Below are 19,237 nucleotides of genomic sequence, written 5' to 3' on the forward strand. Positions count from 1 at the left end.
CCAATTTAACGAAAGCAAACAATGAACTCCGAGAGAATCGATGAATTCGAATCGCTGCGCGGCCTGATGGCGCTGTGGGTGGTGATCGGGCATGTTCTGCTGTCGTTCCAAGCACCTGCATCGTTGGACGGGGTGGTTTGGCGACTCTTGGAAGCAAATGGAAAAGCCGTTGACGTATTCATTATCCTCAGCGGCTTTATTATTTTTTATCTGCTCGGGCACAACCCTGAGCACTACAGTCGATACATTGCGCGGCGTTTCTTGCGCTTATTTCCGGCCTACGCCATTTGCCTACTTATTTCAATCGCCATGCTGCCGCTCACCGATGCTGCGCTGCATGCGATGCATCCAGCCACCCAGCGCACACTGTCGAGAATCGCTATTCTGCAAGCCGGTTCAGACCAATTTTGGCCGCATCTTTTAGCGCACCTAACAATGCTGCATGGGCTCATACCGCAAATTATGCTACCGATGACCGACTACGTTTTCCTTGGTCAAGCATGGAGTATTTCGGTGGAATGGCAATTCTATCTGCTCGCGCCTTTCGTGTTATGGATGTGCACCTTGGCAAAGCGATGGATAGGCTTGGTGATGTTGGGGATTTTTTGCGCCGCAGTGTTTAATGCGCGGCTGCGATTCGGCGAAGGTTTTATCGGCGCACACATCGCTTACTTCGCGCTCGGTTGCTGCTCTTATTTTTTCTGGCAAGCCGATAAAGATAAACTTGCCAAAGTAGCGCGACACACGGGATGGCTCATCGCCGCTGCCGGCCTTGCTGGCGCGCTGCTATTCCCAAACCAAGGGCAGGCAGTGATTTGGATTATCGTTTTGTTGAGTTGCAATAGCATGCGATTTTCGACAATACGCCAACCTGCGCAACTCATATCGTCCCTGCTGCTATCACCAATTCTGCGCTGGTTGGGACGAATTTCTTATTCGGCCTATTTGGTGCACATGATTATTCTGAATTTGATGTTGTGGCTGTTAGCAAACGCAGGGCTAGAACCCATTCCAATGCTAGTAGCAACTTTAACTGGAACCTTGATCGGCACATTGATTGCTGCCGATGTTTTACATCGAGCGGTTGAGCTGCCCTGCATCAAGTTTGGTCGCAGGCTGCCAGAACGGCTTTTTGTGGTCGGTACTAAATCAATCAAACCGGCAAAATCAAACTCACCACCAGCCCGCCACCATCGCGATTAGCCAGCAAAATTCGGCCATCGTGCGCCTCGATGATTTCACGCGCCAAGGCTAATCCCAATCCGGTTCCACTGCGCTTAGTGGAATAAAACGGAATCAAGGCATTCATCATCACAGCTTCACTCATGCCTGTGCGCGGTCCATGACATCGATGCGAGATCAGGCATAAAAACAAGCCAGATTGCGGGAATCTGAATAATGAATTTTTATTTAAGAATGAAGTCTAGCTATGAAGACATATTTTCTATTTAAAAGCTCACAAAGGAATTTTCATGGCACAGGATATATTTTTAAAAATTAATGGTGTAGATGGTGAATCGAACGATTCCGTTCACAAAGATGAAATTGAAGTGTCTCATTGGGAGTGGGATATCAAACAAACCGCAAGCATGCACTCTGGTAGCGGGGGCGGGGCTGGTAAAGCAACTATTAGCGATTTATATTTTGAGCATGGAGCTGATCGATCAAGTCCAAATTTAATGAAGTACTGCCTAACCGGAAAACACATTCCCGAAGCAATTTTAGTCAAACGCAAATCGGGTGGTAACCCACTTGAGTATATGAAGATAACAATGAGGGATGTTATCGTCACAGGCGTCCACCCAATATGCAGTGAGCACGGCGAAGGAATTAGGGAGCAAGTTACTCTTTCTTTCTCTAAAGTCACCCAAGAATACAAGCTTCAAAATGCTCAAGGTGGTCATGCTGGGACCGTTACGGCGAGCTTTGATATTAAAGCGAATCAGTCAGCGTAATCATGGGTGATCGTTACGCAAGCGAACGCTACGCCCCGACAATTCCACGCTGCGCCAGAGCTTCAATATCATTAAACTTTGATGGCAAGTATCTTCGTGGATCAGGCATCGGCGGTTTCATGCAATTCTCTGGAGTCTCGGGGCGAAAAATTAACGGCGTTTTTGAGTATTCAATTGATCGCCAACGCACGCCCGATCATGGGCCGATACCAGAAGGTGAATATTGGATTCAGCCTAGTGAGTTACAAGAGAATTCGTGGTATCGACTGCGAAATCCACGTATGGCTTGGGGAAATTACTGGATTACTATTCATCCCTATCCCGATACCCAGACTTATAAGCGCGGGGGATTTTTCATTCACGGCGGAAGCACTCAAGGTAGTGCGGGGTGCATTGATTTGACCGATCAAATGGATCGCTTCGTTTTGGCGCTACGAAAAGCGATAGCAAAACAGCCCGAGTGCTACATTCCGCTCACAGTTTCGTATTCAAAATGAAAAGATATATCTTTTTTTTCGTTTCTATTTTTTATACAGCGATTATTTTGGCTGTTTTATATATCAACTTCGATACAGTTATTGGTGCATTCGGCGATGGGCCACCCTATTATGGAAGGACAACAAATATGGATAAATGGGAGAACCCAATTCCACTGCTATTGCTAATTGATGTCATCACCCTTTTTCTACTGGTAGCTAGCGCTCGAGGGATCTACAAATATTTGAAATAGGTCCGATCCCAGAACTGGGCAGTTATCGAAATTTGACAATCAACACATTTACTCAAACCGGCAAAATCAAACTCACCACCAGCCCGCCACCATCGCGATTAGCCAGCAAAATTCGGCCATCGTGCGCTTCAATGATTTCACGCGCCAAGGCTAATCCCAATCCGGTTCCGCTGCGCTTGGTGGAATAAAACGGAATCAAGGCATTCATCATCACAGCTTCACTCATACCTGTGCCGCGGTCCATGACATCGATGCGGAAGCTGTCTTGAATCTGTCGCACTGACACTGCCACAGCGTTTTGTTCACCGCCGGCTTCGTGCGCATTTTTTACCAGATTTAACATCGCTTGCTGCATTTGGGCTGAATCAATCCGTACCGGCTTTTCGGGTAAGTCGCCAACCAAATCAAAATGAATTTGTCCCTGCAATACATTGATTAAATACGACCACGAGACAGGGGCTAAGCGCGGTGATGGTAACTTGGCGAAGCTGGCGTACCCTTGGATAAAACTTTCCAAATGATGGCTGCGCTCGGCAATGGTTTCTAGAATTACCGGCAATCGCTCTAGCTGTTCGCGCCGCACTAATTCAATGCCGGAATTGGCTAAGGAGGCAATCGGCGCTAGGGAATTGTTGAGTTCATGACTAATTACGCGAATCACTTTTTTCCAAGTTTTAACGTCTTGGCGACGCAATTCATTGGTTAATTGACGCAGCAAAAATAATTCATGGCTGCGCCCATTTAAGGTGAACAAACGCCGCGCCAGGTAGTACACATCTTCTTCTTGCGCCTCATCGTCCTGCACATGAAACAAGCCATCGGCACCGCGATTCACGGCGTCGATGAGCGCTTGGTTGGCATTTTTTAAAATGCTCGAAAAATCGTAGCCTTCGAGCTTTTGTCCATTGTTCAATAGTTTGCACGCGGCCACGTTGCCATACACAATCGGACCATTATCACAAACTAGCAACATCGCTACCGGCGTGTGCTGCACCATATTGTCGAGCAGCAGTTCACGCTGCGCTAAATTCAACCGTTGCTCGCGCAGCACTGCGCCTAAGTCGTTATGCGCGGCGACCAATTCGGATAATTCGTCGTTGCGTGGCCAATACAGTCCAAACGAATAGTCGCCATCTTTGTAGCTCGATACCGTTCCATTCAGGGCGCGCAGCAGCGACAAAAACGGTTCAATTTGAAAGTGAATAAATAAGGCCGTCAGCGGCAACATCACCAAACAGGTGTAGAGCAAACTCATTTTTTCGCTAAAAAATTGTTGGAATAAAAAATGAGTGACTAGCGCGCTCAATTGAAAAACGCACGCGTAAATAATGTAGCGCGTGGTGATGTGGAGGGAATAAAAAAATTTCATCCGTTACGACTAATGCCAAGTCGATCCATGCGCCGATACAGCGCTTGACGGCTTAAACCTAATTGCAGCGCCGCTTGCGAGACGATGCCTTGGGCATTTTTGAGCGCGCTTTCGATCATGGTGCGATCGAGTTCGGGCTCACCGAATTCATTCATCTGCGTCGAAGGTTGAGGCAATCCCAAATCTTGCACGGTAATTTCTTCACCATGCGCCAACAAGCAGGCGCGTGTGATTTTATTTTTTAGCTCGCGCACATTGCCCGGCCAGTTATAGCGTTGCAGAGCCGCTTGGGCTAGCGGATGCAGCGTTTTTTGGCCATCTAAAAATTGTTGCGCCAGCGGCAAAATATCATCCGGACGTTCGGCTAAGGATGGCACGACTAACTCGATTAAATTCAAACGGTAGAGCAAGTCTTCCCGAAAACTCCCCGCCTTAATCATTTCGGGCAAATCGGCATTGGTGGCGCTGATGATGCGTACTTTTACTTGCTGTTCTTTGTTGGAGCCGAGCCGCGCGAAACGGCCTGTCTCCAAGACGCGCAATAATTTCATTTGGCCCGACAAAGGCAGGTTGCCGATTTCATCCAAAAATAAGGTGCCACCGTTGGCCGCTTCAAATTTGCCTTCGCGTGATTTGTTCGCGCCGGTATACGCCCCTGCTTCGGCACCGAACAATTCCGCTTCAATTAATTCTGCTGGAATCGCGCCGCAGTTGAGCACCACAAAGGGGCCATCTTTGACACTGGAGTTGGCTTGGATAATTTCTGCGATGCGTTCTTTGCCCGAGCCATTCGGGCCGGTGATTAGGATCGGCACATTAGCGCGGGCGACTTGGCAAGCCATGCTTAATAAGCGCTCAGACGCGCTGTCTTGCCAAACAAATTGGCGTAAATCGTATTTCTTTTCTAGCGTGCGTTTTTGTAACCGTTCGCGGATAACTTTGTGATGCAATACGCGACTGCTTTCACCGAGTTCCATCAAGTTTTGCACTGTGGTGATCAGGCGCTGGTCATCCCACGGCTTGGCGATGTAGTCGGCGGCGCCCGCTTTGATCAAACCGATGGCGGCATCCAAATGAGTCCACGCGGTCAATAAGATGACTGGCAAGTCGGGATACAGTTGTCGAATTTGCTCGAACAGTTGTATGCCTTCTTCGCCCGAAGTCGTCTCGGCGCTGAAGTTCATGTCTTGAATCACGAGATCAATCGGAGCAGATTGCAACACCGCCAAACCTTCTTCGGGTGAAGAGGCGGTGATGGTGCAGATTTCGTGCAGCGAGAACAGTACTTCTAGCGCAATTGCGACCGATTGGTTGTCGTCGATGATCAGTATATTTGCCATGGAGCAAGGATAAACTTATGCGCCATTAGTTGCAACAGATGGCGAGATAATCGAGGCGCGCCACGCGGGCACCAACACAGCGCCAATTCCCAAGGCAAAAAACACCGCAGCACCAAGCAACACGTAACTAATCGGCAATTTAGCGTACTCGCTGTAGTTTTGTAGCCATTCGTTCAAGCCAATCGCAATTACGCTGCCTAGCCCAATGCCGATGCTGTTAAGCAGAATATTTTCAATCACAAACTGGCTAACAATATCGCGCTGACTCGCTCCCAAGGCACGGCGAATTCCAATTTGCTTGGTGCGTTGATTCACCCAAAACGTGGTCATACCGACGATACCGATCACAGTAATAAACAGCAACAGCACACAAACCGAGGACAGCAACCAAGTTAGTGTTACTGCTTCGCCGTAGTAGGTTCGGTGTTCTTCATTGACTGTGTCGATTTTGATATCGAGTGGACTTTGGACGGCTAACCGCAGCGCGGCCTCGACATTTTTCATCACTTGTTGGCGCGCTTGCTCAGTGGTTCGAACGATAAATTTGGGGGCATTGGTAATGCTGTGGCGGGCAGTAAAAACGGCATAATTTTCAGAGTCTTTAAACTGCACAAAAGGCATTTGAAATTGCTCGATAACGCCAACAATCTCTGTTTCAACTAACTGACCAGTCGTGCCCCACCACAGCTTTTTGCCGACATATGTGGTCGCATCGGGGAATAAAGCCCGCGCCAAGGCTTTGCTCAAAATAAGGTGCTGGGCGTATTCCAGTTTGTCGTCTTGCGCTTGGGTCTCTGCATCGCTCGGCACAAAATCACGCCCTTCCACCAAACGCAAACCCAGCACATCGATCAATGAACCAGAGGAAGAATAGGGCGTCACCGTGATGGCATTGGAGACTTGTTTGGACGTTTGTAAATAATAATAGTAGCCCTCACTAACAAACGGAATTTGCGAACTGTCGGAGAGCTTCAACACACCCGGCACTGCGGCAATGATCTGGCGGTAACGATTTTCTTGCTCGAGCGCTTGTTGGTCTGTGCTAGTTTCGGCGGAAGTAATCTGCAAATAGAACAGCCCATTTTCTTCGTTGATGCCGCTGACTTGATGGGTTTTATCGTAATAAAAGCTAATGACACAAGCAGTGTTGAGCATAATCGCCAAGCTAATGGCGATTTGCAAAACTAGCAGCAAAGCGGGCGCTTTGTTACGCATCAAGACTGAGAAAACAGGGCGTATATCCATGGTGGTGTTCTAAACGCCTTATTGGGATTTGAGTTGAATAGCCGGCGTGATCTGGCAGGCACGCCAAATGGGAAATAACCCCGCCAAGACGCTCGCCAACACCGAGAATGCAAACGCAATCAATAGCATCTGCACGTCCATGTGCGCCACGACCATGAATTGTTTGGTCTGCTGCGAAATAATCCACAGCGCGCTATAACTCAATACCACGCCGAGCAAGCCACCGGCTAGGCCAATGACCAAGGTCTCGATGAGGAATTGGCTAAAGATATCCAACTTCGACGCACCCAAAGCACGGCGCACGCCAACTTCAGTAGAGCGAGAAGAAAATTTAGCCAACAGCAAACCTATTGTATTGACCGTGCACAAGGCTAAAAAAGCAAACGATAATCCGGTAGAAATTTTGTAGCTGCTATCGACCAAATCTAAATAATCCAACCATTGCATTACGTTGAGTAGTTTATTTTCGGCCCGCCGCTGAAAGCGCCCGTGCTGCTGTTCCTGCGCGGTGTATTCGTTGATCTGTGCTTTTAGCTGCGCTATTTTTTGAGTTGATTCTACTTCAAACCAAAATTGAATCCACGTACAGCTGGTACTTAACCAACCGTCAAAACCAGCTTCGGGTACGGTGCCACTGCAATCAAAAAAACCAGCGAAGGGATCAATGCGATTGGCGATCGCGGTTTGGAAAGGAATGTATATCTGATCTTCGCCGGTGAATTCATCGTCATTGAGCAGCACATTGGTGTAGCGCGGCACGGGATTCCATTTTCCGACGACGCCCACGATGCGGTATTCGTCGGAACCAAGCTGAATTACTTTTCCCACTGGACTTTGCGGTCCGACTAATTTGCTCGCCGTTTGGGAATTGATAACGACCACCTTAGCGCGGTTTTTTTCGTCCTCAGCGCTCCACGCTGCGCCGAATGCAAATGGCACATCAAACATCGCAAAATAACTATTCGTGGTCGCAATCCCGTCAACGGTGATTAATTCCGTAGCGGCGTTGTTGCCGATCGGATGAAACTGTAGGCCGCGCCGAATCGTATAGATTGCGGTTCTATTCGCGGCCCAATGACTGTCTAAAAAATTGACGCTATCGCGGTAATTGAGCAGATGAGAACCAGTGCGATCCGCTGGGATGTATTTGCTTGGATCGCTATTGTCGATAATGGGAACGAGCAGGCGCTCACTTTTTTGCGGAATCGGGTCTTGCGACATCATACGCAGAATAGTTAGCGTTGAAATACTTGCGGCAATACCGACCGCCAAGGTCAGCACCATCAATGCCGTCAACACCGGATTGCGGCGTAGATTATGTAAGCCGATCTTAAAATAATAGAAAAACATTGACCGCCTTAGCCTGCAACCAAGGAAGAATGACGGCGCACCAAATCGCTAACTTGACCATCAACAATGTGCACATTGCGCTGGCTACGCAGCGCTAATTCGGGATCGTGGGTCACCATCAAAATCGTGGTGCCTGCTTGATTAATTTTCTCCAACAATTCCATCACGGTGCGCGCCATTTGCGTATCCAGATTGCCAGTTGGCTCATCGGCTAATAACAAACGCGGCGAGCCAGCCAAGGCACGCGCAATCGCCACACGTTGCTGCTGACCACCGGATAATTCAGAGGGAAAATGCGCCTTGCGCGCGGTCAAACCTACTTGCGCTAAAACGTGATCAATACGTTCTTTGCGCTCGGCGCGGGAAAAGCCACGATAGCGCAGCGGTACGTCAACGTTTTCAAAAACGGTTAGATCGGGAATGAGATTGAAGCCTTGAAAAATAAAACCCAGCTTCTCATTACGCAGACGCGAACGTTCTTTGTCACTCAATTGCCCGACATTGACGCCGTCGAGTAAATATTCGCCGCTCGAGGATTCTTCTAACAATCCCGCAATCGAGAGAAAGCTGGTTTTGCCCGAGCCGGATGGGCCAGTCACCGTGACAAATTCGCCTTCTTTAACGTGAATAGCAAAGTCGCGCAGCGCATGCGTTTCTATCATGTGCGCGCGATACACTTTGCTGATATTTTTCATTCTAACCATCGGTCTTATTCTTTTTGTTGAACGTGGATTTTGCCGTAACCAGACCATTACGCGGCAACTACTATATTAGTGCAGGCGGGCGAGGAATTGAAACCGCTTTTTACGTTTCCGAACAACTTATTTTGCCATTTAAGCTGGCGCAAAGCCGGCGAGTTTCCAAACCAGCAGAATGCAAAAGACGCAACCGAGGCTGCGTCTTTATTCCATTGCTAGGTTGCGCCCTAGGCGCGCACTGCGTCTGACGTATCTGGCCACTACATAATGACGATTTTTAACTTGGTGTCTTTGTTATCGACGCTACGCATCGAGTTAGCCGCTGGCGTCAATGTTTCCTTGGTGGACAGCTCGCGCTTTTTGTCTTGCGCATCTTTGCTGGCCGTGCCTGAGGCGGCTGTCGCCGATTCGGTGCGTGGTGCAGTGGCCGAATTCGCTGGATTGACTGGTTCAGTTTGGACTAAGGCGACTTCGATCAACGAGCCAATATTCATCATAAAAATGTCGTGTGCAAATACATTGCTTGAGCCAACGGCAGCCAACACCAAGGCTAACTTTAGCAATTGTTTGCTCAACAAATTAGGTGCCCGTTGAGTGAATTGAGCAGGTTGTGCGGCAAATTGAGCTGATACGGTTGGAGTCAGACGCATGGCAAATTCCGGTAAATAACAAGATACCAGCAATAATGCACAAACCGTGCCACAAGATAAGTAACTGATTTTAAAAGAAATGTTAAATCCGAAATTGTCCGATCTGTCCGATGTGTCCGCTAATCCACGCAACCCAAATCGTATGCGCGTGAGAGCAGCGTGATAGATCAAACAACGTTGTTACAGTAGCTTGCGGGTCAACACGGCGAAACCGCAGATAGCGATGTAAAACTGTTCGGTTAAGGAATACACTTAGCCTCTATTGTTGGTGCCGTTTCAGTCTAAACAGTGGTAAGGAGACAATGATGCGAACATTTACTGCATTGATGGCGATCGTGGCCTTAAGCTCGTGTTTGCTCAGCGGCTGCGCCACAAGTGTTGCCACCGGATCAGCGAGCAAGCCAAATTTGCCTGTGCCTTGGCGCGATGACAGCTTTGCTTACGCGCCAGAATTGGTCAGGTTGAAACAAGCTGATTTGTTTGTGTTGCCACCCGATTTACAAGAAAAAATTGTCGGCAGTGTGCAAGCAGGTAGTCCGACTAGCGCGCGGCTCAAGCAAATGATGGTCGTCTTGTTTGGCAAGGATTTACTGATTTATCCCTACGCGTCCGGACACTCCACGGCCGTGGCACAAACCTGGAATAACAAGCGCGGCGATTGCATTTCCATCACCATGTTGGCCTACGCGGTGGCCAAGGAAATGAATATCGACGCGCAAATGCAAGAAGTCTATACACCGACCTTATTCGATCGGCGCAATCACATTGATTTCATCAACGGTCATGTCAATTTATTGGTAAAGAATTCCACCGAATTTGAAATCACCAATAAAACGCTTAGCGCACACGATTTTGTGATCGATTTTGAGCCTGAGCAAAAGGTGTTTCTTGAAGGAACAGCGCTGAGTGAAGCTGCTATTGCAGCGCGTTTTTATAATAATCTCGGCGCGGAATATTTAGCCAACAACCAAACCGCACTGGCTTATGCTTACTTTAAACAGGCAGTCTTGACCGACCCTAGGTTTGAAAAAAGCTACACCAATCTGGCGCAGCTGTACAAATCAAGGCAGCTTCTTGCCGATGCCGAAAACATGTTGCTCTACGCACTGTCGATTGCGCCCAAATCCGAGACCACGCTGCATTCCTTGATGGAGTTGATGGCAGAACAAAAGCGCACAAGCGAACAACAATACTACGCAACGCTCCTACAAGAATCGCAGAAAAATGATCCGTATTATTGGCTGGCGATGGGGATAGATCAACTCAAGCAACAACGCTACAAGGATGCTATCGCGTCGTTAAAACAGGCCAAGCAAATGACCCATGGCTTTGATGAAGTCCATGCCAATCTGGCGCTAGCATATTGGCGTGATCAACAGCCTGAAAAGGCAAGAGAAGAATTGGCTATCCTGGCGGAACTACAACCAGGAAGCCAACGAGTTAGTGCGTTAAATGCGAAATTTCAAACACCCGCTAAGGTTACCGACGCTGCCACCGCTAAATAATTCGTGCTTGGTTGACTGAGGCTTTAGCGGCCTACTTGGTGGCCTAATTATTGGCCTACTTAGTAATTTTTTAGTGATTTTTCAGAGCCATTTTAGCGACTCAATATCCAGCCGCTAAACCGGTATTTCGACGTGGATCATTGGCACCGTAGAACTTGTTATTCGCTACCGGCTGACCGCCCAAAGAAGGCGCGCCGACTAGAATGGCAGCGATATGATTCGCTGGTTGCGCTTGGGCCAAATGATGTCCCATGCCCACCAAAATCGCCCGTGTATCGGGGCTTAAGCCAAAGTTTTCGACATAGGTTACATCCGGCATCCACTGCTGATGGAAACGCGGCGCATCGACCGCTTCTTGAATATCCATGCCGTAATCAATCACGTTGATCAAGGTATGCAATACCGTGGTCGGAATACGGCTGCCGCCGGGCGTGCCGGTGACCATGACGAGTTTATTGTCGCGCAAAACAATCGTTGGGCTCATCGAACTCAAAGGACGTTTGCCCGGCGCAATGGCATTCGCTTCGCCTTGCACTAAACCATACATATTGGATGCACCGACTTTGGACGTGAAGTCATCCATCTCATCGTTTAACAACACGCCGGTTTTTGCCGCTGTTACGTGCGCGCCAAACCAGTTATTGAGCGTATAAGTGACAGACACGGCATTGCCGTCTTTATCAACGATGGAATAGTGCGTTGTGTTGCTGCCTTCGTGCGGCGCAGTGCCGATTTTGAGTTCACTGGAAACGCCGGCTTTTTCTTGGCTGATACTGTCGCGGATTTTAGCGGCGTAGTTTTTATCGATTAAATGCGCGACCGGATTTTTCACAAAATCAGGATCGCCTAAATAACTGTTGCGGTCTATATACGCATGGCGCATCGCTTCGATTTGAACATGCACACCTTTCGCAGCACGGAAGCCCCATTCTTTTAGCGGGTAGCCTTCGAGGATGTTCAGGACTTCACAGATCACCACACCACCAGAACTTGGCGGCGGCGCAGACACGATTTGGTAGCCACGGTAATTGCATTCCAAGGGCGCTAATTCACGCGCTGTGTATTGATCTAAATCGGCTTGGGTAATGATGCCTTTGTTGCGCTGGCTCGATTCCACAATCGCGCGGCCCACAGCGCCTTGGTAAAAGCCTTTGCTACCTTGCTGGCTGACCGCGGTTAATGTTGCCGCCAAATCTTTTTGTACTAATTTTTCACCCGCTTTGTATGGCTGACCTTTGTTTAAAAATATCGCTGCGGTCGGCGCGTCTTTTTTAAATCCTTCGGTACCTGCTTCAAGCATCTCCACATCGCCTTGGCGCAGCACGTAACCTTCTTTGGCTAAACGAATAGCCGGTGCGATCAACTCAGCGCGTTTTAGTTTGCCGTATTTATTCAATGCCAATTCCATCCCCGCCACCGTGCCCGGCACCGCAACGGCCAGATGGCCCATTTCACTCAAGCCAGGAATCACATTGCCGTTGGCGTCCAAATACATATTGGCGCTTGCAGCGAGTGGAGCTTTCTCACGAAAATCAACAAACGTTTTGCGCCCATCGGCCAAGGTAATCGTCATGAATCCGCCACCGCCCAAATTACCGGCTGCGGGATAGACAACGGCTAAGGCGTAGCCAACCGCCACGGCTGCATCAACTGCATTACCGCCTTTTTTAAGCACATCGACACCGACTTGCGTGGCTAAATGTTGCGCGGTCACGACCATGCCATGTTCAGCGGCAACTGGCGCGACTGAGGCTGCTTGCGCCAAAACGCTGGCAGAAATTCCGAACACAAATACACTGAGTTGACGTTTGAGAGACAAATTCATGGATAGCACTTTCAAGAAACGTAAGGAAGATGGCATTCAACGGAAAGATTGCGACGAGTAGTCTAACTGAATTGCGTAACGAAGGAGGATAGACAAGAAGCTGCTGTTAATCAAAGCATAAAACTGAATAAGCATGATCAACATCAGCGGATTCCCATCCTCAGCATAAGGAGCATATGAGCTTAGATTCGTTCCATCTCTTCGGGATCGAGCGCAATAATGTGCGTTTGCAGATTGCCAGCCTCGTCATGCCATTCTTTGCTGACCCACGGTTGGCCGAATTCATCAATGCCGTAAATTTTGAAAAACTGACCAATCATGGATTCGATTAAGGGCTGTTCGTCTTCGGGGAAGTTATCAATGAATTCTTGATTAAGTGAGACGATACGAACGATATCGCCGACGGTCACTGGTTTACCGTGGCAATCAATTAATTTGGAATCTTGCATAGGGATAGGCTCTTTCAAATGGTCTTCAGCGGGCAATCGATTCCGCACAAGCCGCCATGATACTAGATCGATGCCCTAAGCCGAACAGAAGGTATGCACAGATTCGTCATTGGAACCCTAGGAGCTGGCCACGCCATCAAACATGGCGTGAATTTCATCGGCGATATCGTCGGCATCGTGTTGACTAATACCTAAATAATTACGCACATCCTCACCACCAATAAGCCATTCACGCATGTCTTGTTGGCTGTGATAGCGGTGGATTCCATGGTCAACTAATAATGCCACGGCAATCAACCCGCGCACTATGGCGGCGGTATTTTGATCTTTCAGCACGGCATATTGATGATGCAAAAGAATCGCATCGACCACTTCATCCGGCAATCCCCAGGTGCGCGCCATCAAGGCACCGAGCGCCGTATGACTGGTGTGGAACAGGTCATTTTCAATGGCCGTAATTATTCGCAAATCGCTCGGATCGTGCGCGGCCATTTGCGCTTCATAGTTCGGGAACTTAGTCATCAATAACGGAACTCCGATATTGCAAAATAAGCCAACCGTGTGCGCCACGTCGCTGCGACAAATACCAAATTTCTTTGCGTAGAAACTCATCGCTTTGGATCGCTTGGTAGATTGATCCCAAAAGCTTGCCAGCGATACGCCTTCAATTTGCACCGTTTCACGCGCCAAAATTCCGGTCAACAGCAAGCTGCATTGGTCCATGCCTAAGCGCATGACTGCTTGCTCTACCGATTTTGCTTTGAGTTTTAAACCAATGTAGGCCGAATTGGCCAACTTCAATAACGCCGCCGACATCGCGACATCTTGACCAATAATTCCAGCAAGTTTTGGCGGAGAAGGTTGGCTGCACGATAATTCTTGCTGGACATCGGTGAGCAAACTAGGGCGCGGCGGAATCCTAATCGTGTTCAACATTTTTTCGATTGACTGTTCCGAAGCCAAATCGGTAGCAATTGTTGGGCGTGAATTCTTCATCAATGATGTTTTATGTAAGGTTTGCGGTCGTGCCGGATGCGATCGATGGCGTCGCACTCATGGGTTATCCAACATGATAAAAATTGCCATTGTTTGTTGTTGCTGCCGACTATTGGTGAATTCTTAAAGTTATTACAAGGCCAGATAGGGGTAGCGTTGCCTGTTCAGTATAGTGAGGCTTTGGCAGAAATCTAGGACGAAGCGAGGATTTAATTCGACGTGGCGCTAGAGAATGTGGGACTGCAGAATTTGGTAGGCCATCCATGCGGCCACTGCGCCATACACCAGACGCGGCAACCATTCGGCTAGCATGGCTTGACGTTGCGCGACCGATTCGGATTCGCCATCGGCAAAGCGCAATAGCATTTCTGGCAAAGTGCCGCTGGCCTCGCCGGTTTGAATGTAAGGATGTGCTGGGTTTTTAGTTTTGTAGTGCAAATTTACTACTGCTTGTGACAACGGCGCGCCGCGCGTCACGTGCGGCAGCAATTGAGCAAAATCAGTCCGTATTGTGCATAAGCTCACTGTTTTAGTCGCTTTGGGTAAGGCATCCAACATCGGCACGCCCGCTTCTAACAACAGCGCTAAATTTTCATAAAAATCACGCACATTGGCCTGCACCAACAATGTCCCTATCACAGGCAAACTCGCCAGTAATCTCGTCAGCGAGATTTGAATCGAAGTCGGTTTGTCCGTTTGGTTCTGTAAGCGCTTCCAACTAAAGCGGCCAACAAAAAACAATCCCGCCAACGCTAAAAAAGGGCGAATCACGCCCCACAAATACGCCGACCCAGTAATGCTGCCTGCCACCAAAGCTGGTAAGGGTTGAATCAATAATGCGGCCAACAACATCAACGTCGGCAACGCCAATCGGGATTTGATTTGCGACGCGGCACGCGCTTTTTGCTCATACCGTTGCGCTAGTCGTTGGTAAGTTAGTGCGGGGCTGCCAGCGTCGGTCGCGGCGCGCAGCAACTGGTATTCGATTTCAGAAAACAAGCCCGATGTAAAGCCGGCGGTGGCAATGTCTTTGCCGCGAGTAATGAGCTTGCGCGTCGCTACAACTCTGGGTTGAAGCGCCGCAGGCAGTTGCAAATGAGCGAAGGATTTATCGGCCGGCAGTCCGGCTTTTTCCATTGCTGCCAAATGCACGAACATGGTTGCGCGCACTTGGATAGCAATCGGGGAATGCGCCATTAGAAATGACGGGTCGGAGTTAAATTACGCACCGTACTTCGCACGATAATTTTTTACCGCTTCGGTATATTGGGCAAATTGACTGGCTTGGCCGCTCGATAAGTATTCAAACAAATCGGCTAAGTTAGCAATACAAATGACCGGCATGTTGTAAGTCGAGGTGATTTCTTGCACGGCCGAATTGACTGTTAGCGCATCGTCTTTGCCAGAGCGCTCCATGCGATCTAAAGCGATCAACACCGCGCTTGGCGTGGCACCCGCTGCCCGTATCATATCGACCGATTCACGCACCGAGGTTCCGGCTGAAATCACGTCATCAATAATGACCACTTTTCCGGCCAATTTTGCGCCAACAATCGTGCCGCCTTCGCCATGATCTTTGGCTTCTTTGCGGTTGTAAGCAAACGGCACATTGCGCCCCATACCGGCCAAAGCCACGGCGGTCGATGAAGCCAAGGTAATGCCTTTATAAGCGGGGCCAAACAACATGTCGAATTCGACGCCCGAGTCCAATAAAGTTTGTGCATAAAACTGCGCTAGCTTGCCCAAGTTCGCGCCTTCATTGAACAAGCCCGCGTTAAAAAAATACGGTGAAGTGCGACCAGCTTTGGTGACAAATTCACCAAACGACAGCACGCCGGATTGGACGGAGAAAGCGATAAATTCTTGACGTAGATTGTTCATATTTAGATTCTGTGGATAATTTCCCGCTATTTAATCATAATCACCTGCTTTGGGGTATTCTTAGCCCCGTTTTGGACGCAACTTAGCCCTTAGTTCGCGCTTTCGTTTTCAATTTATTACTATTCTTAACCCAGCTACCCAACATGAAAATTATCTCGGCCAATCTCAACGGCATCCGCTCCGCTGCCAAAAAAGGTTTTTTTGAATGGATGGCAGCGCAATCCGCTGACTTTGTGTGCGTGCAAGAATTGAAGGCGCAATTCGACGATATGCAGCCCGAATTTTTAGCACCGGAAGGCTATTACGGTCATTTTCATTACGCGCAAAAAAAAGGCTACTCGGGCGCAGGCGTGTATAGCAAACAAAAGCCCGATGCGGTGTTTATCGGTTTCGGCAACGAAGAATTTGACAACGAAGGTCGCTACGTGCGCTGCGACTTCGGCCCGCTCACCGTTATCTCGGTCTACTGCCCCTCGGGTTCCTCCAGCGAAGAACGTCAACAAGCCAAATTCCGCTTTATGGAAGTGTTCTTAGAACATTTGATCGAACTCAAAGCCAGCGGACAAGAAATCGTGATCTGCGGTGATTGGAATATCGCGCACAAAGAAATCGATTTAAAAAATTGGAAAGGCAATTTAAAGAATTCCGGTTTCTTGCCCGAAGAACGCGCATGGTTTTCCAACGTCATCGGCGAAGTCGGCTATGTCGATGCTTTCCGTTGCGTAGAACAGGGCGCCGAGCAATACACGTGGTGGAGCAACCGCGGACAAGCGTGGGCCAAAAACGTCGGGTGGCGCATTGATTACCACGTCACCACGCCAGCACTGGCGGCCAAAGCAAAACAGGTCGCAATCTACAAAGAACAGCGCTTCTCGGATCATGCACCGTTGACGATTGTGTATGGCTAAGCCCCACAACACGGTGGCGTAACTGCCAAGCCAAATAAAATAACGAGGTCACACATGATCGTCACTGAACACATTTCCACCATCTTGCTGGTCACAGGCAGCATTACTGCGCTACCGCTTCTGCAATTTTTGTTTCCAGCAAAATTCTTGAAATGGATGAACCAGATTGAGATTTCGGATGAAGCGGGACTGTTTTATGCGCGCCATTGGGGCTTGGTGGTGTTTAGTCTCGGGGCGCTACTGATCTTTGCTGCGCACCACGCCGAGGCGCGCGAGGCGATTATGTTGTGCGCCTTGATCGAAAAACTCGGTATTGTGTTACTGATCGCGTCGAATAGAAAACGCCCATTTACCCGCGGCTTGGTTGTCACTGCAATTTTTGACAGTGTTTGCTCGCTGCTTTATTTGGCGTATCTGGCTGGCTGGGCGTAATAAAATCGAACGATATGGATTGGTGCGGAATAAGTGCCATCAAGTTGATTCGACATCACAAAAAACTAGCTAACTGATGCCCGCTATTTCTCTTTCTTGCTCGACTTCGATTTAGGCTCTTTGCTGTCTTTGGAATCTTTATCTTTCGATTCCTTCGCTTCTGGTTCTGGCGCAGGTGGTGCTTCTGCTTCGGACTTCACGCTTTCCATTTTATTTTCACGCATGTAGTCGTTCATGTCCTTCCAACCGGCAAAAACCGCGGAACGTTCGGCTTTCGGATTAAGTGTGTAGCAATCCTCAATCCCGCGTCCTGCGTGACGACACGCACCGCCCGTCGCTTTGGCGTCGGCTTCTTTCTTGGCATTTTCTTTGTATTCGTCGGTTTGAGTTGGGTCAACCTTGTCGCCGCACGCGACGAGCAAGGTTGTGCCAGCGATGAATACCGACAAGAACAATTTGCGCAAGATGATTTGCTGAGACGCCATAACGTTGTTATTCCATTCTGTTGTGCGCGCCTCAATGCAGTTTGATGCGCGGATTTTTCACTCGATTAATCGTTTCTGCCCAAGTCGTAAGCCATGTGTGAAACCAGCCATTAACAGCGACTTGGTGGTGCTTATGCAGCGACCAGTACATCAATTTGGCAATCGTGCCTTCGATAAAGACCGACCCGCTAGCAAGTGAGCCCATCAGATTGCCGACTGTGCTGTAGTTACCCAGCGAAACCAAAGAGCCGTAATCTTGATACACAAATGGCAATAGCGATTTGCCGCTAAATTGCCGAATCAATGATTTGGCCAATAATTCCGCCTGTTGATGCGCTGCTTGGGCGCGGGGTGGAACGCTCGGTTTGCCTTCGCCTTGGGGGCACGCCGCACAATCTCCTATAGAAAAAATAGCAGGGTCAAGCGTGGTTTGCAAGGTTGGTAACACGACTAATTGATTTATTCGGTTGGTTTCTAGCCCGTCGATCTCTTTCAAGAAATCGGGTGCCTTAATCCCAGCCGCCCACACCACGATGCCGCTGGGGATGAAGGTGCCGCTAGCCATTTTGACGCCTTCTTTAGAGACTTCGACGACTTTTTCATTGGCGTAAATCTGCACGTCGATGCTGCGTAATTCCTTCTCAACTGCTGTGGAGACGCGTTCGGGTAACATGGACAATAACCTTTTGGCGGCATCAACAATGACGATTTTGAGGTCTTTTTCGGGATGAAAATTAACTAAACCATAACTCGACAAGATTTTAGTCGTCATGTGCAGCTCAGCCGCCAGCTCTACTCCGGTTGCGCCGCCGCCAATAATGGTGACCGTAAATCGACCTTGACCGGGCGCGGGGGCTTTGGCTTGAGCGCGCAGGCATTGATTAATTAGCAGGTGATGAAAGCGCTCGGCCTTTTCTGGCGAATCAAGCATGATGCAATTCTCACGCGCGCCGACTGTACCGAAATCATTGGTTTGACTGCCTAAGGCAATGACTAACGTGTCGTAGCGCAAAGTCGAGCGCGGCAATAACTCTTCGCCATCCTCATCCAAAACCGGGGCCAAGTACAATTGTTTGTCAGCGCGGTTTAAGCCGTCCATGCGCCCTAGGCGAAATTCAAAATGATGGCTGCGAGCCAAGGCGAAATACTCGCGTTTATCCGCATGGCTGTCCATGGTGCCGGCAGCGACTTGGTGGAGCAATGGTTTCCATAAATGCGTGGGAGATGCATCGACTAGGACTATCCGCGCTTTCTTGGACTTGCCTAATTTTTTGCCTAAACGGACCGCCAATTCTAAGCCGCCCGCGCCGCCGCCAACGATCACTATTTGGGGAATTGCGGGCACTTGGTCGAGATTATTTACTGATTGAGTCATGCTGGTTCCTTAAACGCTATTTAAAATCTGCGAAAAAACCCAAA

The 19,237-nt window shown here is 49.0% G+C and carries 20 protein-coding genes; 6 read left to right on the forward strand and 14 right to left on the reverse strand.

Annotated features, from left to right (window positions below; all coding sequences use genetic code 11):
* Window positions 1-21 precede the first annotated feature (21 nt).
* The gene (locus E2I14_RS10835) at window positions 22-1,203 is read left to right on the forward strand and encodes an acyltransferase family protein (protein WP_133328312.1); all 1,182 of its coding nucleotides are present in this window, start codon (window positions 22-24) and stop codon (window positions 1,201-1,203) included.
* On the opposite strand, the gene E2I14_RS10840 is transcribed toward E2I14_RS10835, so the two are convergent.
* Entirely contained in the window at window positions 1,154-1,327 is a 174-nt protein-coding gene (locus E2I14_RS10840; RefSeq protein WP_227544702.1) for an ATP-binding protein, read from the reverse strand. The genes E2I14_RS10835 and E2I14_RS10840 overlap by 50 nt on opposite strands.
* A gap of 145 nt (window positions 1,328-1,472) precedes the next feature.
* On the opposite strand from E2I14_RS10840, the gene E2I14_RS10845 reads away from it, so the two are divergent.
* Together E2I14_RS10845 and E2I14_RS10850 are read left to right on the forward strand one after the other, a co-directional pair.
* Window positions 1,473-1,955 (forward strand): Hcp family type VI secretion system effector, encoded by a 483-nt coding sequence (locus E2I14_RS10845; RefSeq protein ID WP_133328314.1) that lies wholly within the window; start codon window positions 1,473-1,475, stop codon window positions 1,953-1,955.
* Window positions 1,956-2,074: 119 nt separating this feature from the next.
* Complete coding sequence (locus E2I14_RS10850; RefSeq protein WP_227544703.1) at window positions 2,075-2,452, forward strand: tlde1 domain-containing protein; 378 nt, start codon at window positions 2,075-2,077, stop codon at window positions 2,450-2,452.
* 285 nt (window positions 2,453-2,737) lie between these two features.
* Here E2I14_RS10850 and E2I14_RS10860 read toward each other — a convergent pair whose 3' ends face one another.
* From E2I14_RS10860 to E2I14_RS10885, 6 genes are all read right to left on the reverse strand, one after another.
* A complete protein-coding gene (locus E2I14_RS10860; protein WP_227544704.1) occupies window positions 2,738-3,940 on the reverse strand; it encodes a sensor histidine kinase in 1,203 nt (400 codons plus the stop codon).
* Window positions 3,941-4,050: 110 nt separating this feature from the next.
* On the reverse strand, window positions 4,051-5,394 hold the full coding sequence (locus tag E2I14_RS10865) for a sigma-54-dependent transcriptional regulator (protein WP_133328322.1): 1,344 nt from the start codon (window positions 5,392-5,394) through the stop codon (window positions 4,051-4,053).
* Window positions 5,395-5,409: 15 nt separating this feature from the next.
* Complete coding sequence (locus E2I14_RS10870) at window positions 5,410-6,639, reverse strand: ABC transporter permease (protein ID WP_133328324.1); 1,230 nt, start codon at window positions 6,637-6,639, stop codon at window positions 5,410-5,412.
* An 18-nt stretch (window positions 6,640-6,657) separates the two neighbouring features.
* On the reverse strand, window positions 6,658-7,989 hold the full coding sequence (locus E2I14_RS10875; protein ID WP_133328325.1) for an ABC transporter permease: 1,332 nt from the start codon (window positions 7,987-7,989) through the stop codon (window positions 6,658-6,660).
* Window positions 7,990-7,997: 8 nt separating this feature from the next.
* Window positions 7,998-8,693, reverse strand: a complete 696-nt coding sequence (locus tag E2I14_RS10880; protein ID WP_133328327.1) for an ABC transporter ATP-binding protein — start codon at window positions 8,691-8,693, stop codon at window positions 7,998-8,000.
* Between the two features lie 254 nt (window positions 8,694-8,947).
* On the reverse strand, window positions 8,948-9,337 hold the full coding sequence (locus E2I14_RS10885) for a hypothetical protein (RefSeq protein WP_133328329.1): 390 nt from the start codon (window positions 9,335-9,337) through the stop codon (window positions 8,948-8,950).
* Window positions 9,338-9,639: 302 nt separating this feature from the next.
* On the opposite strand from E2I14_RS10885, the gene E2I14_RS10890 reads away from it, so the two are divergent.
* Window positions 9,640-10,842: a tetratricopeptide repeat protein gene (locus E2I14_RS10890; RefSeq protein ID WP_133328331.1), complete on the forward strand. Its 1,203-nt coding sequence runs from the start codon at window positions 9,640-9,642 to the stop codon at window positions 10,840-10,842.
* Between the two features lie 100 nt (window positions 10,843-10,942).
* Here the strand turns inward: E2I14_RS10890 and ggt are convergent, their stop codons facing one another.
* The 5 genes from ggt to pyrE form a co-directional block, all read right to left on the reverse strand.
* On the reverse strand, window positions 10,943-12,667 hold the full coding sequence (gene ggt / locus E2I14_RS10895; RefSeq protein ID WP_133328333.1) for a gamma-glutamyltransferase: 1,725 nt from the start codon (window positions 12,665-12,667) through the stop codon (window positions 10,943-10,945).
* Window positions 12,668-12,849: 182 nt separating this feature from the next.
* Window positions 12,850-13,116, reverse strand: a complete 267-nt coding sequence (locus E2I14_RS10900) for a hypothetical protein (RefSeq protein WP_133328335.1) — start codon at window positions 13,114-13,116, stop codon at window positions 12,850-12,852.
* A gap of 117 nt (window positions 13,117-13,233) precedes the next feature.
* Entirely contained in the window at window positions 13,234-14,112 is an 879-nt protein-coding gene (locus tag E2I14_RS10905) for an HDOD domain-containing protein (RefSeq protein WP_133328337.1), read from the reverse strand.
* A gap of 225 nt (window positions 14,113-14,337) precedes the next feature.
* Window positions 14,338-15,309: a type II secretion system F family protein gene (locus tag E2I14_RS10910; RefSeq protein ID WP_133328339.1), complete on the reverse strand. Its 972-nt coding sequence runs from the start codon at window positions 15,307-15,309 to the stop codon at window positions 14,338-14,340.
* 24 nt (window positions 15,310-15,333) lie between these two features.
* Window positions 15,334-15,993, reverse strand: coding sequence for an orotate phosphoribosyltransferase (gene pyrE, locus E2I14_RS10915; RefSeq protein WP_133328341.1), 660 nt, complete (start codon window positions 15,991-15,993; stop codon window positions 15,334-15,336).
* A 143-nt stretch (window positions 15,994-16,136) separates the two neighbouring features.
* On the opposite strand from pyrE, the gene E2I14_RS10920 reads away from it, so the two are divergent.
* Together E2I14_RS10920 and E2I14_RS10925 are read left to right on the forward strand one after the other, a co-directional pair.
* Complete coding sequence (locus E2I14_RS10920; RefSeq protein WP_133328343.1) at window positions 16,137-16,901, forward strand: exodeoxyribonuclease III; 765 nt, start codon at window positions 16,137-16,139, stop codon at window positions 16,899-16,901.
* A 54-nt stretch (window positions 16,902-16,955) separates the two neighbouring features.
* A complete protein-coding gene (locus E2I14_RS10925; protein WP_133328345.1) occupies window positions 16,956-17,333 on the forward strand; it encodes a hypothetical protein in 378 nt (125 codons plus the stop codon).
* Window positions 17,334-17,416: 83 nt separating this feature from the next.
* Here the strand turns inward: E2I14_RS10925 and E2I14_RS10930 are convergent, their stop codons facing one another.
* Entirely contained in the window at window positions 17,417-17,818 is a 402-nt protein-coding gene (locus E2I14_RS10930; protein WP_133328347.1) for a hypothetical protein, read from the reverse strand.
* A 31-nt stretch (window positions 17,819-17,849) separates the two neighbouring features.
* Complete coding sequence (locus E2I14_RS10935; protein WP_133328349.1) at window positions 17,850-19,193, reverse strand: NAD(P)/FAD-dependent oxidoreductase; 1,344 nt, start codon at window positions 19,191-19,193, stop codon at window positions 17,850-17,852.
* Between the last annotated feature and the right edge of the window lie 44 nt (window positions 19,194-19,237).

It is taken from the genome of Sapientia aquatica (assembly GCF_004358105.1).
Lineage (GTDB): Bacteria > Pseudomonadota > Gammaproteobacteria > Burkholderiales > Burkholderiaceae_D > Solimicrobium > Solimicrobium aquaticum.

What these genes read in the sequence shown, in the direction of transcription:
- E2I14_RS10835 (WP_133328312.1), top strand. Translation starts at nt 22, where the DNA reads ATGAACTCCGAGAGAATCGATGAATTCGAATCGCTGCGCGGCCTGATG.
- E2I14_RS10840 (WP_227544702.1), bottom strand. Translation starts at nt 1,327, where the DNA reads ATGAGTGAAGCTGTGATGATGAATGCCTTGATTCCGTTTTATTCCACT.
- E2I14_RS10845 (WP_133328314.1), top strand. Translation starts at nt 1,473, where the DNA reads ATGGCACAGGATATATTTTTAAAAATTAATGGTGTAGATGGTGAATCG.
- E2I14_RS10850 (WP_227544703.1), top strand. Translation starts at nt 2,075, where the DNA reads ATGCAATTCTCTGGAGTCTCGGGGCGAAAAATTAACGGCGTTTTTGAG.
- E2I14_RS10860 (WP_227544704.1), bottom strand. Translation starts at nt 3,940, where the DNA reads ATGAGTTTGCTCTACACCTGTTTGGTGATGTTGCCGCTGACGGCCTTA.
- E2I14_RS10865 (WP_133328322.1), bottom strand. Translation starts at nt 5,394, where the DNA reads ATGGCAAATATACTGATCATCGACGACAACCAATCGGTCGCAATTGCG.
- E2I14_RS10870 (WP_133328324.1), bottom strand. Translation starts at nt 6,639, where the DNA reads ATGGATATACGCCCTGTTTTCTCAGTCTTGATGCGTAACAAAGCGCCC.
- E2I14_RS10875 (WP_133328325.1), bottom strand. Translation starts at nt 7,989, where the DNA reads ATGTTTTTCTATTATTTTAAGATCGGCTTACATAATCTACGCCGCAAT.
- E2I14_RS10880 (WP_133328327.1), bottom strand. Translation starts at nt 8,693, where the DNA reads ATGGTTAGAATGAAAAATATCAGCAAAGTGTATCGCGCGCACATGATA.
- E2I14_RS10885 (WP_133328329.1), bottom strand. Translation starts at nt 9,337, where the DNA reads ATGCGTCTGACTCCAACCGTATCAGCTCAATTTGCCGCACAACCTGCT.
- E2I14_RS10890 (WP_133328331.1), top strand. Translation starts at nt 9,640, where the DNA reads ATGATGCGAACATTTACTGCATTGATGGCGATCGTGGCCTTAAGCTCG.
- ggt (WP_133328333.1), bottom strand. Translation starts at nt 12,667, where the DNA reads ATGAATTTGTCTCTCAAACGTCAACTCAGTGTATTTGTGTTCGGAATT.
- E2I14_RS10900 (WP_133328335.1), bottom strand. Translation starts at nt 13,116, where the DNA reads ATGCAAGATTCCAAATTAATTGATTGCCACGGTAAACCAGTGACCGTC.
- E2I14_RS10905 (WP_133328337.1), bottom strand. Translation starts at nt 14,112, where the DNA reads ATGAAGAATTCACGCCCAACAATTGCTACCGATTTGGCTTCGGAACAG.
- E2I14_RS10910 (WP_133328339.1), bottom strand. Translation starts at nt 15,309, where the DNA reads ATGGCGCATTCCCCGATTGCTATCCAAGTGCGCGCAACCATGTTCGTG.
- pyrE (WP_133328341.1), bottom strand. Translation starts at nt 15,993, where the DNA reads ATGAACAATCTACGTCAAGAATTTATCGCTTTCTCCGTCCAATCCGGC.
- E2I14_RS10920 (WP_133328343.1), top strand. Translation starts at nt 16,137, where the DNA reads ATGAAAATTATCTCGGCCAATCTCAACGGCATCCGCTCCGCTGCCAAA.
- E2I14_RS10925 (WP_133328345.1), top strand. Translation starts at nt 16,956, where the DNA reads ATGATCGTCACTGAACACATTTCCACCATCTTGCTGGTCACAGGCAGC.
- E2I14_RS10930 (WP_133328347.1), bottom strand. Translation starts at nt 17,818, where the DNA reads ATGGCGTCTCAGCAAATCATCTTGCGCAAATTGTTCTTGTCGGTATTC.
- E2I14_RS10935 (WP_133328349.1), bottom strand. Translation starts at nt 19,193, where the DNA reads ATGACTCAATCAGTAAATAATCTCGACCAAGTGCCCGCAATTCCCCAA.